17 protein-coding genes and 1 tRNA gene are annotated in these 12,800 nt (G+C 40.9%); 10 read left to right on the top strand and 8 right to left on the bottom strand.

Annotation, left to right across the window (positions count from 1 at the left end; genetic code table 11):
• Positions 1-18 precede the first annotated feature (18 nt).
• The 7 genes from ruvC (at position 19) to HW120_RS01585 (ending at position 4,616) form a co-directional block, all read left to right on the top strand.
• On the top strand, positions 19-573 hold the full coding sequence (ruvC, locus tag HW120_RS01615) for a crossover junction endodeoxyribonuclease RuvC (RefSeq protein ID WP_177730140.1): 555 nt from the start codon (positions 19-21) through the stop codon (positions 571-573).
• A gap of 10 nt (positions 574-583) precedes the next feature.
• The gene (gene hemW, locus HW120_RS01610; RefSeq protein WP_177730139.1) at positions 584-1,711 is read left to right on the top strand and encodes a radical SAM family heme chaperone HemW; all 1,128 of its coding nucleotides are present in this window, start codon (positions 584-586) and stop codon (positions 1,709-1,711) included.
• A 135-nt stretch (positions 1,712-1,846) separates the two neighbouring features.
• A complete protein-coding gene (locus HW120_RS01605) occupies positions 1,847-2,614 on the top strand; it encodes a cyclase family protein (RefSeq protein ID WP_177730138.1) in 768 nt (255 codons plus the stop codon).
• On the top strand, positions 2,611-2,973 hold the full coding sequence (locus HW120_RS01600) for a DUF4260 domain-containing protein (protein WP_177730137.1): 363 nt from the start codon (positions 2,611-2,613) through the stop codon (positions 2,971-2,973). Before HW120_RS01605 ends, HW120_RS01600 begins: the two co-directional genes overlap by 4 nt.
• A gap of 1 nt (position 2,974) precedes the next feature.
• Positions 2,975-3,346: an MmcQ/YjbR family DNA-binding protein gene (locus HW120_RS01595; RefSeq protein ID WP_177730136.1), complete on the top strand. Its 372-nt coding sequence runs from the start codon at positions 2,975-2,977 to the stop codon at positions 3,344-3,346.
• A 99-nt stretch (positions 3,347-3,445) separates the two neighbouring features.
• Positions 3,446-4,177, top strand: a complete 732-nt coding sequence (locus HW120_RS01590) for a PH domain-containing protein (protein ID WP_177730135.1) — start codon at positions 3,446-3,448, stop codon at positions 4,175-4,177.
• Between the two features lie 10 nt (positions 4,178-4,187).
• Positions 4,188-4,616: a 3-hydroxyacyl-ACP dehydratase FabZ family protein gene (locus HW120_RS01585; protein WP_177730134.1), complete on the top strand. Its 429-nt coding sequence runs from the start codon at positions 4,188-4,190 to the stop codon at positions 4,614-4,616.
• 49 nt (positions 4,617-4,665) lie between these two features.
• On the opposite strand, the gene HW120_RS01580 is transcribed toward HW120_RS01585, so the two are convergent.
• From HW120_RS01580 to HW120_RS01555, 6 genes are all read right to left on the bottom strand, one after another.
• On the bottom strand, positions 4,666-5,766 hold the full coding sequence (locus tag HW120_RS01580) for a DUF4407 domain-containing protein (protein ID WP_177730133.1): 1,101 nt from the start codon (positions 5,764-5,766) through the stop codon (positions 4,666-4,668).
• A 165-nt stretch (positions 5,767-5,931) separates the two neighbouring features.
• A complete protein-coding gene (locus HW120_RS01575; RefSeq protein WP_177730132.1) occupies positions 5,932-7,380 on the bottom strand; it encodes a M56 family metallopeptidase in 1,449 nt (482 codons plus the stop codon).
• Positions 7,377-7,748, bottom strand: coding sequence for a BlaI/MecI/CopY family transcriptional regulator (locus tag HW120_RS01570; protein ID WP_177730131.1), 372 nt, complete (start codon positions 7,746-7,748; stop codon positions 7,377-7,379). Before HW120_RS01570 ends, HW120_RS01575 begins: the two co-directional genes overlap by 4 nt.
• Positions 7,749-7,754: 6 nt before the next feature.
• The gene (locus HW120_RS01565; protein WP_177730130.1) at positions 7,755-8,174 is read right to left on the bottom strand and encodes a hypothetical protein; all 420 of its coding nucleotides are present in this window, start codon (positions 8,172-8,174) and stop codon (positions 7,755-7,757) included.
• A 78-nt stretch (positions 8,175-8,252) separates the two neighbouring features.
• Positions 8,253-8,801 carry a class I SAM-dependent methyltransferase gene (locus tag HW120_RS01560; RefSeq protein WP_218618736.1) on the bottom strand — a complete coding sequence of 183 codons (549 nt, stop codon included), beginning with the start codon at positions 8,799-8,801 and terminating at the stop codon, positions 8,253-8,255.
• Between the two features lie 18 nt (positions 8,802-8,819).
• The gene (locus tag HW120_RS01555; protein WP_177730129.1) at positions 8,820-10,208 is read right to left on the bottom strand and encodes a dipeptidase; all 1,389 of its coding nucleotides are present in this window, start codon (positions 10,206-10,208) and stop codon (positions 8,820-8,822) included.
• 134 nt (positions 10,209-10,342) lie between these two features.
• On the opposite strand from HW120_RS01555, the gene HW120_RS01550 reads away from it, so the two are divergent.
• Positions 10,343-10,424, top strand: a tRNA-Leu gene (locus HW120_RS01550).
• Between the two features lie 142 nt (positions 10,425-10,566).
• The gene (locus HW120_RS01545; RefSeq protein ID WP_177730128.1) at positions 10,567-11,109 is read left to right on the top strand and encodes an N-acetyltransferase; all 543 of its coding nucleotides are present in this window, start codon (positions 10,567-10,569) and stop codon (positions 11,107-11,109) included.
• Here HW120_RS01545 and HW120_RS01540 read toward each other — a convergent pair.
• Positions 11,106-11,501 (bottom strand): winged helix-turn-helix transcriptional regulator, encoded by a 396-nt coding sequence (locus HW120_RS01540; RefSeq protein ID WP_246297020.1) that lies wholly within the window; start codon positions 11,499-11,501, stop codon positions 11,106-11,108. The genes HW120_RS01545 and HW120_RS01540 overlap by 4 nt on opposite strands.
• A 72-nt stretch (positions 11,502-11,573) precedes the next feature.
• On the opposite strand from HW120_RS01540, the gene HW120_RS01535 reads away from it, so the two are divergent.
• Complete coding sequence (locus HW120_RS01535; RefSeq protein ID WP_177730127.1) at positions 11,574-12,182, top strand: FMN-dependent NADH-azoreductase; 609 nt, start codon at positions 11,574-11,576, stop codon at positions 12,180-12,182.
• Positions 12,183-12,270: 88 nt separating this feature from the next.
• Here the strand turns inward: HW120_RS01535 and HW120_RS01530 are convergent, their stop codons facing one another.
• Positions 12,271-12,708, bottom strand: a complete 438-nt coding sequence (locus tag HW120_RS01530; protein WP_177730126.1) for a hypothetical protein — start codon at positions 12,706-12,708, stop codon at positions 12,271-12,273.
• Between the last annotated feature and the right edge of the window lie 92 nt (positions 12,709-12,800).

Genomic DNA, 12,800 nt, shown 5'->3' with positions numbered 1-12,800 from the left:
CAAAATAACAAATTAAAATTGGCAAACGAACGCATCATATTAGGAATTGACCCGGGAACGACCATCATGGGTTTCGGATTGATAAAAGTCATCAATAAAAAAATGGAATTTTTGCAGTTAAACGAATTGCAGCTATCCAAATATGATGACCATTATACCAAACTGAGAATCATTTTTGAGCGCACCATTGAATTAATCGAAACACATCATCCCGATGAAATTGCGATTGAGGCACCTTTCTTTGGGAAAAATGTCCAGTCTATGCTGAAATTGGGAAGAGCACAGGGTGTCGCCATGGCGGCCGGTTTGTCGCGCCAGATCCCCATTACGGAATATGAACCCAAAAAAATAAAAATGGCCATTACCGGAAATGGTAATGCGAGCAAAGAGCAGGTTGCCAAAATGCTGCAGCAATTGTTAGGACTGAAAGAACTGCCTAAAAACCTGGATAGTACAGACGGACTTGCCGCGGCAGTTTGCCATTACTTTAATTCCGGTAAAATAACCATCGGTAAAAGCTATACCGGCTGGGATGCCTTTGTAAAACAAAACGAAGACCGAGTAAAAAAATAAACCACACACGTTGGCAGGAATTTATATTCATATCCCATTTTGCAAGCAGGCTTGTCATTACTGCGATTTTCATTTTTCGACGTCACTGAAGAAAAAAGACGGGATGGTTTTGGCTTTAGCCAAAGAAATCCGGCTGCGTAAACATGAATTTGAGCAGGAAACCGTTGAAACGATCTACTTTGGCGGCGGAACACCCAGCATCTTAGCGGTTGAAGACATTCGCCTGTTAATCGATACGGTTTATCAAAACTACAAGGTTGCCGATAATCCGGAAATTACCGTTGAAGCCAATCCGGACGATTTATCCGAAAAGCGGATTGTGGAACTGCATCAGCATAACATCAACCGTTTGAGTATCGGGATCCAGTCATTTTTTGAAGAAGACCTGAAACTGATGAACCGTGCGCATAACGCGGCAGAAGCCAAAAAGTGCCTGCAAATAGCAAGGCAGTATTTTGATAATATTTCCATTGATCTGATTTACGGAACTCCGGGCATGGACAATAACCGGTGGCTCGAAAATATCCGGACCGCTTTGGAACTGAACATACCGCATATTTCCAGTTATGCTTTAACGGTCGAGCCGAAAACGGCTTTGCAGAAATTTATCACGCAGGGTGTTATCCCGCAACCGGACGATGAGGTAGCACACGAGCAATTCTTAATGCTGGTGGATGCGCTGGAAGCCAACGGATTTATTCACTACGAACTTTCCAACTTTGGAAAAGAAAACTATTTCTCCCGGAATAACTCGGCCTATTGGCTGGGGAAAAAATATATCGGTATCGGACCATCGGCACACAGCTATGACGGAGTACACCGGAGCTGGAATATTGCGAACAACAGCCTTTATCTTAAATCACTGGAAAACGATAGCCTTCCAAGTGAGGAGGAAACCCTTTCCAAAACCGACCGTTATAACGAATACATCATGACCGGACTGCGAACCGTCTGGGGTGTATCGCTGGACAGGATCCGGAACGAATTTGGCGAAGATTACCAGAAAGCACTGCTACAGCAGGCACAGCAATACCTGGATAATGGTAAACTGGAAGTATCGGAGCATGTGTTGCGGACTACCCGGAAAGGAAAGTTTTTCAGCGATGGTATTGCCAGTGATTTGTTTATCCTGAACTAATCCGGAAATCTTCAAAAAACAGCTTAAATTACAGTCGTAGAATTTAAGAAAACTGCCATATCCTGAATTAAAAGATTTATATTTGGATGTATAAAAGCATTTCAATAGTAGGAGATGCCGGAAATTTCAGTACGAATGAAAACAAGCATCAGTCACAAACAGCAAAATTTCGAAATCGATTTATCAAAACCTATTGATATCTCCATCCCGTTAACCAATACCGACAGTAACCCGATAGCCTGGTATATCGAAAAACCGGTTATTGAGCCGGTACGGTTTGGCGACTGGATTGGTAAAGTCAGCGAAGGAAAATCGTCGACAAACTTTAATAATATTTTCTTCAACCCGCATGGACATGGTACGCATACCGAATGTCTGGGGCATATTACCCGGGAGTTTTACAGCATCAACCAGGCGTTAAAACAGTTCTTCTTCACTGCCGAACTGGTTAGTATAAAACCACACCAGCAGGATGAAGACCTGGTGATTACCAAAGAACAGCTGGAAAAAGCACTGCATGGGAAAAAACTGGAAGCGGTTGTTATCCGGACATTGCCCAACGATACGGTAAAACAATCCACAAACTACTCGAATACCAATCCGCCGTATTTAGATGAAGCGGCAGCAGTATGGATCCGGGAAACGGGTATCGACCACCTGTTAATCGATTTGCCAAGTGTTGATAAAGAACACGACGAAGGAAAATTACGCGCACACAAAGCATTCTGGAACGTTAAAGATGTGAACCAGCTAAATGCAGATGCGCGGATGAATGCCACCATAACCGAAATGATCTTTGTACCGGATACGGTAATTGACGGAAGTTATTTCCTGAACATTCAGATCGCCTCTTTTGAAAACGATGCCTCTCCGAGTAAACCGGTTTTATACAGCATACAATGAAAACAATACTCAAACTGGAAGAAGTAATACAATTTCTGGCAGGCTTGTTGCTGTTCCTGCAAACGGATTATGCCTGGTGGTGGTTTCCGTTACTGCTTTTTACGCCCGATTTTTCAATGCTGGGATATGCCTTCGGGAACAAAGCGGGTGCTTATGCTTACAACCTGTTTCATCATAAAGGCGTAGCAGTTTTAGTGTATCTCTGCGGCATGTACACGCTGAATGAAGAACTGAAATTAGCCGGAATCATACTATTCAGTCATTCCTGCCTGGACAGGGCTTTAGGATATGGTTTAAAATACAACGAAGGATTTTCAAAAACACATTTAGGAATAATAGGAAAGGATAAAACACAATAAAATGGATATTCAGGCGTATTATGAGTATTGTCTGTCAAAAAAAGGAGTAACCGAACATTTTCCTTTTGATGAAGACACTTTGGTATTTAAAGTAGGCGGCAAAATGTTTGCGCTTGCCTCGTTAAAAGAGTGGGAAAACGGAAATCCGTCCATAAATTTAAAATGTGATCCGGAAAGGGCACAAGAATTGCGGGGGCAATATGACGACATCAAACCGGGTTTTCACATGAGTAAAGTGCATTGGAATACGGTTGCCGTCAATAAGGAACTAACCGATAAGTTTGTAAGGGAATTAATTGCACATTCCTATGATTTGGTATTTAACAGTCTGACAAAGAAAATTCAAAGTGAAATTAATCAGGCTGAAAATTAGATAATTTCAAAAGGACTTTGCAACTTTACAGCCTGAAAATGAATTCAAAACAAATTGCCTGAAAGGGCAGACAGCACAAGATTAAAAAGTAACGATTATATGAAAGATCAAATTAAAAAATTTTTAAACGAAGATCAGGATCCTAAAGCGATAGAGAAAATCACCTCCAAATTACAGGATTTGTTGATGAAAAATGAAGAAGTAGGATATATAGGAGTACAGAAAAAACCGGCCATAACGGTATTTCCGGATAGTATCGTGGTAACGAATAAACGGATTATTATGTGCCGTCCTAAAAATTTAGGATTATCCATGGATTTTGTAGATTATGACTGGGACGATATAACCGGAACATTTGTAAAAGAAAACATCCTCGGGTCGGAATTCTCGTTTGCAACCAAAAGCGAACTGACCATTTCGATTGATTATATCCCGAAAAACCAGGCACGCAAACTGTATACTTTTGCCAAAGAGCAATTGGATGCTTTAAAAACGAATACTGTAAATGCCCAATCGGTTGCCCCAACGGCACCAGTAGTGGAAGATGCGGTTATCATTGAACCGGTACAGGAAGAAGAAGAAGTGGAAGAAATGGAAGCAGAAGAAGTAACCAGCTTTGCCGAAATAATGCCGGTAGCTCCGGTTACGTTTCAGGAACCTGTAGCAGAACCGGTACCTGCGCCAGCGGCATCGGGTGACAAAAAACTGAGTGAATTGTCCAAAGAAGAGCTTTTCGAAAAGCTTCAAAACTATAAGAAACTATTGGACAACGGATTGATCCTTCAGGGAGAATATGATGCTTTTAAAAAAGAGATTTTAACCTATCTGTAAACTGTATGTTATGGAAAAACCTAAGAACGTCGAAGAACTGATACCGCACCGGGCTCCGTTTTTATTTGTAGACGAGATCCTTTCGGCAAACGAAAAGGAAATTACCGGAGTGTATACCTTTAAAGAAGAGATGAATGCTTTTCTCAAAGGAAGTTTTCCTGCAATGCCCTATATTCCTGCAACGATTCTTGTTGAGTCAATGGCACAATGTGGCGGAGCGGGTGTACGATTATTAGGTGTTTCGAAAGGTGTTTTTGCATTAGCACAGATCGAGAGTGCGCAGTTTTACAAAGGTGTGCAGTATGGCGAGCAGGTAAAATATATCATTGCGATACAGCGAATGAGTGAAAAGATCATCAAACAATCCGGAAAAGCTTATGTAGGGGATAACCTGATACTGGAAGCATCCTGGATGTCCATACGGATCGAATCGGCCTGATCTGATGATATAATAATAAAAAAGCTCCTTATTAAAGGAGCTTTTTTATTTACATTACTTTTTTCTGTTTTTCAACATAGGTGTCGGCCTGTAACTCTAAAAGTTCCAAAGCCCGTTTCTTTTTATAATCGTAGATGCCTTTCTCATCTTTAATATCGGCATAAACCTTGTCATAAATGGAAGCATCCGTCTGTTTTTGCAGACTGCGTTGGTAGTTGTTCTGCTCGATATGCGTTTTTAAAGCCGTTTCGTCGTCTTCCAGTTTAAAATCATATTCACCTTTAGGGGATAATAGTTTGGCGATAATAGGAGAGGTTTCGATGGCTAAAAACAATAACATGATAAATAAAGAAGGAAGGCTTGGCAGTTTGTTCAACGCATTGATACGAGCCATTAAACCGTCAAAGCCGTCAATTATAGGCTGTGTTTCGGTTACTTTTTTATCCAGATCCGCCTGCAGCGTTTTGGCTTTTGCTTCCTTTTCGGCAATCTTGGCCAGATTACCTTTGCGCAAATCGTCCAATGCCTTTAAAGCGGCATCGTGTTTCTCCCTTTTCTCTTTATAAACAGGACCTTTGCCCAATTTCATAGTGCCTTTTGTACCTTCGGCTTCCGTGATATAGGTCGCATAAAGCGCATTTACCTCTTTTTCTTTTTTAAGTATTTCCGACTTTAAGCTGTCAATTCCTGCCTGGTTTTTGGTTACATCTGTTTGATAATAATTAGCAACCTCTTTTTTATTGGCCAATGCCATTGCATTCTTTTCCTTAAGCAAAACCGTATTGATCTCCTTCTCAAATATCTTGATCTCCAATGGTTTTGAAATAACAATAGCAATAATCATTGCCAGGATAATTCGGGGTGTTGCCTGCAAAAATTCGCTCCAGAAACGCTCTCTTTTCCTGATGGTCGACACAATAAAACGATCCAGGTTAAAAATCAGCAATCCCCAGACCAATCCAAAGAAAGTGGCGGTGTAAATGTTGTCGAAAACAGTGTAAAGGGCATAACTGCTGGCAATAACGGCCATTACTGCGGTGAAGAATACCGTAGCGCCTATTCCGGCATACTTGTTTTGTTCGCCATCGCTACAGGTAGCAATAAGATTTTTGTCTGCACCGGAGCACAGGATAAAAAAACGTTTTAACATGATTGATGATTTTGATTGATGATGATTGTGCAAATTTAACGCCAAAAAGTATAGATTGTTGTAAAAAGCTGATTTATTTTAGGTTACAAAAAAGAAAATCCGCTTCAATCGAAGCGGATCATACTGTTTATCGCAACCTGTGTTACGACAAACCGGCCTGTTCTCTTATTTATGTAGCACCATTAACGGCAGATAGAATTCACTTCTTATCGCTTTCCCTTCTGATTTTCCGGGCACCCATTTCGGACTGCTTTCAATAAGGGCGGTAATCGATTCTTTCATTATATTGGTCGGGTCTTTAACAATCGCAACATTGGAAGTACTGCCATCTTTTTCGACCACAAACCGAACAGCGATACGTTGCGGAGTATCACTTTTTGGAAAGTTTTCCGGTATTTTAAGATTCTTTTGCACATATACATTCCAGGCAGTCATGCCGCCCGCAAACTCCGGAATTGTTGTTCCGGGAGCCGGTGGTGACGGGAACTCATTTAATGCCGTCTTTTTAGGCCTTGGTTCGGCTGGTGGCGGTGGCGGTAATAGTTTGTCTTTGCCGTTGTTTGAGGTCGTCTTTTTAGAACTTTCCCGTGGCGGTGGCGGTGGTGGCAGTTCTGCTTTACCGTTTTTCGATGCTGCTTTTTTGGGCCTTGCTTCAACAGGTGGCGGCGGTGGCGGCAACTGCGGGGCTGGCGGCGGTGTAGGTGGCGTAGATGGTGGTAAAGGTTTGCTGCCATTGTTTTTTGTGGTCTTGGCAGCTGGTTTCTCCTGAGCCACAACTTTAGTGCTGAAAAGGAATACCATTCCGGACATTAACGGAATCATGCATAACTTGATAAGGGTCAGCCGGAGCGGGGGCGATGTTTTGGTCATCATAATGAAACGTTTTTTGGTTACTAAATAGGCTAAATTACTGGTGAGTGCCATAGGCTTTTCGGTAGCAACCTTGGAAAGAATTAAATTCTGATAATCGGTTACTTCGGTATGCTTTTGCGTTACCGCTTCATCTGCCAGGAACTCATGATTTAAGCGGATGGCTTTTTTATAGAAATACAATAATGGCTGGAACCATAAAAAGATCTGAAGCAGCTCGATAAAAAGAATATCCAGGCTGTGCATTTGTCTGGCATGTGCTGTTTCATGAAGCAGTAATTCCGGTTCAATCTTGTTTTTACGGATTTGCTTTTTATTGATAAAAATATAATGCAAAAAAGTGAATGGCAGCACTTTATCCGGAATCAGGACCAGTGTCCGGGAATCCTGTTTGATCTGTTCGCCGGATCGTATTTTTCGGAATAAGGAGTTGAGGTTCATCGTAAAACGAAAGAACAGTAAGCCCGATACAAACAGGTAAACCGCTATAAGCCCGTTTTCTAAATTCAGGAAAGAATCATCGGCTATCGCTCTGGCATATAATGCCGCTGTGACTACCGGTGTTTTGGCTGCAGCCGAAACGGTTTCCGTCAGGGTATTGAAAGGGATTAAAAGGCTGAATACAATAGCTGTTAACAGGTAGAAACGGTTAAAGTGATACATCTTTTCTTTGCTTAACAGAAAATGATAAACAACTAATAAACAGCACAGGCACAGGCCGGATTTGATGAAATGCGGTGTCATTTTTTCTTTTTTTGAAGTTCCTGATCTACGATTTTCTTTAGTTCTTCCAATTCTTTTTCCGTCATATTGGTTTCTTTTGTGAAAAAAGAAGCAAACTGAGCGGCCGAATTGTTGAAGAAGTCCTTAATGATGTTGTTGACATGTTTGGAGAAATAATCCGTTTTTTTTACTAACGGATAATACTCCCTTGATTTTCCGTATTCTTTGTAAGCCACAAAGCCTTTGTCGGACATTCGTTTTAAAAGTGTTGCAATCGTGGTCGTTGCCGGTTTCGGCTCAGGATAGGCTTCCAGCAGGTCTTTCATAAAAGCCTTTTCCTTTTTCCACAGATATTCCATAAGTTGTTCTTCGGTTTTTGATAATTGCATTTCTTTTTATTTAATGATTAATTCGTTCACTTCTTCTCCGTTCTCGTAAGTGCGGATGCTTTCCAGATTTCCTTCTCCGTCATAATATTTCCAGTCGTCATAATAAAACCAGTGTACCAGTTTGTCGGTTATGACCATCCGGGATTTTCCTCTTGCCATTACGGTACCGTTCTCATTATAAAACGTCGTAAAACAGATTTGCTTGTTGTACAGCTGTTTTTTGACTAGTTTGTTACCGGAAAATTGTTTCCATGTTCCGGTTTCCAGGCCTTTTCGGTAGTATCCTTTTGTGGTGTAATGTTTTCCGCCAAAAGTGTCTTTAAAAATCCATTTACCGACCCGTTCGTTTTTGACAACCCGGTTGGTTTTACAACTCACGATTAGCAAACCTATCAGCAGCAGTACTATAGCCGATGAAAATTTCATATTCTATGTTTTTAGAGCTAACTCTACAAATGTAGAATAAAAAATTAAAAAGGGGATAAAAAATTAAAAAAAGTGAATTTATTTTTTACAGGTGAAGATAAAAGCAGGCGGAATATTTAAAAAAGTGAACTCAATGGTTACACTCGAAAAGATTTCTTTTAATTTATTAAGGGCATTCAGCGAGTATTGAAATTGAATATACTTTCCTTTTAAAGCCAGGCAGCACTTCGAAGTGGTCAGTATGGCATTGACCAGTTCATCCGGCAGGACGGCCAGCGGTAAGGAAGAAACGATATAATCGGCTTTTTCCAGCTTATATTCAATAAGGTATTTTTCTAATTTTTCTGCACCGTCATTGATAATGATCAGTCGGCTGTCGTTTATTTTTTTCAGCTCTTCACAAAACTCTTTGTTGATTTCAAAAACCATAAGTTTTCCGTTCGGGCTGAGTTTTTCCAGTAGTTTTACGGTAAAAACACCGGTTCCCGGACCGAATTCAACAATGCATTGTGCCGATTTGAAGTCAATGGGCTTCAGCATTTTTTTAGCCAAAAAAGAGGAACTTGGTGACAAAGCACCAATAGTTCCTCCTGATTTTATGACTTCTGAGATGAATTTTGTATCCAAATCAAATTTTGTAAAATATTACTTATTCAGTTCCGTAAAGTATTTGTAAAACAAAGGAATGGTCTGGATTCCTTTAAGGTAATTAAATACTCCGAAATGCTCATTAGGCGAGTGAATAGCATCACTGTCTAATCCGAATCCCATTAAAATAGTCTTGCTTTTTAATTCTTTTTCAAACAAGGCTACGATCGGGATGCTTCCTCCGGAACGAACCGGAATGGGCTGTACGCCGAAAGTTTCGTGATATGCTTTGGCAGCAGCCTGATAGCCAATGCTGTCAATAGGGGTTACATATCCCTGTCCGCCATGATGCGGTTTTACAACCACTTTAACAGATTTAGGAGCGATATTTTCGAAATGTTTCTGGAATAATTCGGTGATCTCTTTCCAGTCCTGGTTAGGAACCAGACGCATGGATATTTTTGCAAATGCTTTGCTGGCAATAACGGTTTTGGCACCTTCGCCGGTATAACCGCCCCAGATTCCGTTTACATCCAGTGTTGGACGAATGGAATTTCTTTCGTTTGTAACATATCCGGTTTCGCCGTAAACATCATCAATGTTCAGCGCTTTTTTATAATTTTCCAAAGAGAAAGGTGCTTTGGCCATTTCGGCTCTTTCTGCAGCAGAAAGCTCTTCTACCTTATCATAAAATCCCGGAATGGTAATATGATTGTTTTCATCGTGAAGCGAAGCAATCATTTTGGCCAGGATATTAATCGGGTTCGCAACAGCTCCGCCATATAATCCGGAATGCAGGTCACGGTTAGGTCCGGTAACTTCCACTTCCACATAGCTCAGACCTCTCAATCCGGTGGTAATGGATGGCTGGGTATTGGAAATCATTCCCGTATCGGAAATAAGAATAACATCGTTAGCCAGTTTTTCCTGGTTGCGTTCCACGAACCAGCCCAAACTTGCCGAACCAACTTCTTCTTCTCCTTCAATCATGAATTTAACATTACATGGAAGCGTATTGGTCTGTACCATATATTCCAAAGCTTTCACATGCATAAACATCTGTCCTTTATCGTCACAGGCACCACGGGCAAAAATAGCTCCTTCCGGATGAATATCGGTAGTTTTGATTACCGGTTCAAATGGAGGAGAGGTCCACAACTCGATCGGATCTGCCGGTTGCACGTCATAATGTCCGTATACTAAAACAGTAGGTAATTTCGGATCAATCATTTTTTCTCCGTACACAATCGGGTAACCGGGAGTCTCGCAAAGCTCTACAAAATCACATCCGGCTTTTTCCAGACTTACCTTAACCGCATTAGCAGTGTCTATAACATCTTGAGAGTAAGCACTATCAGCACTTACAGAAGGAATCTTTAATAAATCAATTAATTCATTTATAAAACGTTCTTTATTTTCCTGAACGTATTGCTTTATACTATCCATTATAATTTAAATATGATGAAAGCCAAAAGTACAAAAAAAAGAAACAAAAAATTTTTTCGATTTTTCTTGGATGATAAGAACTAATGCGTATATTTGCACCCGTAATACTGAAAGAAACACTTTCAATTTGTGCCGCGGGTGTGGTGAAATTGGTAGACACGCCAGACTTAGGATCTGGTGCCTCACGGTGTGTAGGTTCGAGTCCTATCACCCGCACTTTAAAAGCCTATTTACTTCAAAAGTAGATAGGCTTTTTTTATTACCTTATTTTTAGAACTGCTATTTGTTTGATTTTTAAAGAAATCCGGTAGTTTTCGTTCAGATAAAGTATCTTTGAAGGAGAAGCATTGGTAACAATATGGCACATTACCTGATTAAAAAACCGGACGAATTAACAGTTTCCGAGATAAAATGCATCTTGGAAGCCTGGTCGGTTTCCGAATGGCTGCAGCTGGATGCGGACGGTTTCAGGAAACAATTCAGGCATTCCGAATTTCATTTACTGCGCGATGATACCCAAAAAATTGTTTGCCTGACCCGGATAAACCGCAATTTTACCGTTCAGTTTGTCAATACTACCTATACGATTCCGGAATTGGTCGGTTTGGTATCCTTACAGGAAAGAAAAGGTTATGCAAAACAACTATTAAACGAAGTTGTTGCCAACCTGAACAGCAGAAATCTGGAATGTGTTGGTTTTTGTGCTAAAGACGTCCGCACATTTTATGAAAAATCGGGTATCCCGATATACTACAACCAGGCGAAGTTTTTAATGGAAAAGGAAAATGACGTGTCCGATCCGGTAACCGATGATGACATTCTTGCTGTTTGTCTTTCTGCGGAAACGGCGGTTTTGTTTCAAAACCTGAGCAGTGCTTCGCCGGCCTACATTGTAAATTAGTTCCCGATAATTTTTTTACGGTGCAGCAATCCCCATTCTCTTAACGCTTCGATTACTTTGGTCAGTGTCTTGCTGTGTTCGGTTGAAGCATATTCTACTGTTGGCGGGAAAGTATCATAAACCGTCCGGGTAACCAGTTGGTGCATTTCCAGCTCTTTTAATTCTTTCGACAGCATTTTGTCGGTAATACCGTTTATCTCCCTTGAAATTTGTTTAAAGCGTTTCGGCCCGGATGATAGCGAGATCAATATCGGCAATTTCCATTTCCCGTTTAAAACTTCCAGGGCATCCCTAACCGGAAGCAGTGCACCGGTACATTCCTGTGGCGTGTGAATTTTTTCTGTTGTTTCCATACTGTTTTCATTACTATCCGTTTGGATAGTGCTATCCAAACGGATAGTAATATATTTTAGATAGCGAATGTAGATAAGTTTGTATTGTAAAACAAAAAGATATCTGAAACAATGAAAAAAATATTGCTGATTACTTCAAGTGTAAAAGGAAAAGACTCTTTCAGCATCCGGTTATCGAATGCGATTCTTGAAAAACTGACAGCTGCCTATCCGGGAAGCAGTGTTTATACCCGTGATTTAACGGTAAACCCGCTGCCGCATCTGGACGAAACGCATCTGGGTGCTTTTTTTACGCCAAACGAATTACTGACGGAAACCCAGCAAAAAGCGATTCAGTATTCCAATCAGGCAGTACAGGAGTTAATGGAAGCCGATATAGTGGTAATAGGTGTTCCGCTTTATAATTTTGGTGTTCCGTCCACATTAAAGGCCTGGGTGGATCATATCGCCAGAGCCGGAGTGACGTTTAGTTATGAAGACGGTTTCCCGAAAGGACTTGTCCTAAATAAAAAAGTGTATCTGGCAATCGCTTCCGGAGGTGTTTATTCGGAAGGACCGCGAAAAGGCTATGATTTTTCCGATCCGTTTTTGAGAGCGGCACTTGGATTCCTTGGTATAACAGACGTTACCACTTTTCGTGTAGAAGGAATTGCGATGCCGGAACTTCAGGACAGCGCTTTCCCTAAAGCACTGGACACGCTGGATGCCTTTGCTTTTTAAGGGAGCTTAACCGCTGGCGTTCCTCAGATCCTGTTGTACCCGATTTGAGGAACGTTCTGTTTTTAAGGAATTGCCGGTTTTCGTTCCGTTACATAGGGCGAAGCGTATTGCTATAGGTGATTTTATAAGGATTTTTTGCTGCTGCATTGTCCTTCATCACATAGATGAATTTGTATTGCTTTGCCTTTTTACTTTCAATAACGGCTTCTTTACTGCTTATTTTATCGGTAATCGTCGTGTTTATCGTGTTGTCTATCCGTAAAGTATGGGCAATGCCATTGCCAAGGTTGGTAATGACCGTACCTTTATATAGGGTACCTTTTTCGTTAAAAACCGTAACGGATTCCCCTTTAAACCCTTTTGTGAGTACTACCACGGCATAATTGGTTCCGTTTGCATTGAGCTCATTCAGGAACTTCTTTTTCTGAGCATCGGAAGCCGCCCGGAAATCGTCCCGGTATTGCACGTTTGAAGTGCCGCACATCGTAAAAAGCGCTATAAAGAAAACCAAAAGTATTTTTTTCATAATCGTATTTCTTGAGTCTGTTCTATAAAATTAACGAATTTCAAGCCAATTCTATTATATCTTTGTGTAGTTAAATAAAAGTCAAAATCAGC

It is taken from the genome of Flavobacterium inviolabile (genome assembly GCF_013389455.1).
Taxonomy (GTDB): Bacteria; Bacteroidota; Bacteroidia; order Flavobacteriales; family Flavobacteriaceae; genus Flavobacterium; species Flavobacterium inviolabile.
Note: the sequence above shows the minus strand (reverse complement) of the source record. Positions and strands in the feature narration are given on the sequence as shown.

Coding starts and splice junctions, on each gene's coding strand:
- HW120_RS01605 (WP_177730138.1), top strand. CDS start 1,847: ATGAAAACAAGCATCAGTCACAAACAGCAAAATTTCGAAATCGATTTA.
- HW120_RS01600 (WP_177730137.1), top strand. CDS start 2,611: ATGAAAACAATACTCAAACTGGAAGAAGTAATACAATTTCTGGCAGGC.
- HW120_RS01595 (WP_177730136.1), top strand. CDS start 2,975: ATGGATATTCAGGCGTATTATGAGTATTGTCTGTCAAAAAAAGGAGTA.
- HW120_RS01590 (WP_177730135.1), top strand. CDS start 3,446: ATGAAAGATCAAATTAAAAAATTTTTAAACGAAGATCAGGATCCTAAA.
- HW120_RS01585 (WP_177730134.1), top strand. CDS start 4,188: ATGGAAAAACCTAAGAACGTCGAAGAACTGATACCGCACCGGGCTCCG.
- HW120_RS01580 (WP_177730133.1), bottom strand. CDS start 5,766: ATGTTAAAACGTTTTTTTATCCTGTGCTCCGGTGCAGACAAAAATCTT.
- HW120_RS01575 (WP_177730132.1), bottom strand. CDS start 7,380: ATGACACCGCATTTCATCAAATCCGGCCTGTGCCTGTGCTGTTTATTA.
- HW120_RS01570 (WP_177730131.1), bottom strand. CDS start 7,748: ATGCAATTATCAAAAACCGAAGAACAACTTATGGAATATCTGTGGAAA.
- HW120_RS01565 (WP_177730130.1), bottom strand. CDS start 8,174: ATGAAATTTTCATCGGCTATAGTACTGCTGCTGATAGGTTTGCTAATC.
- HW120_RS01555 (WP_177730129.1), bottom strand. CDS start 10,208: ATGGATAGTATAAAGCAATACGTTCAGGAAAATAAAGAACGTTTTATA.
- HW120_RS01545 (WP_177730128.1), top strand. CDS start 10,567: ATGGCACATTACCTGATTAAAAAACCGGACGAATTAACAGTTTCCGAG.
- HW120_RS01535 (WP_177730127.1), top strand. CDS start 11,574: ATGAAAAAAATATTGCTGATTACTTCAAGTGTAAAAGGAAAAGACTCT.
- HW120_RS01530 (WP_177730126.1), bottom strand. CDS start 12,708: ATGAAAAAAATACTTTTGGTTTTCTTTATAGCGCTTTTTACGATGTGC.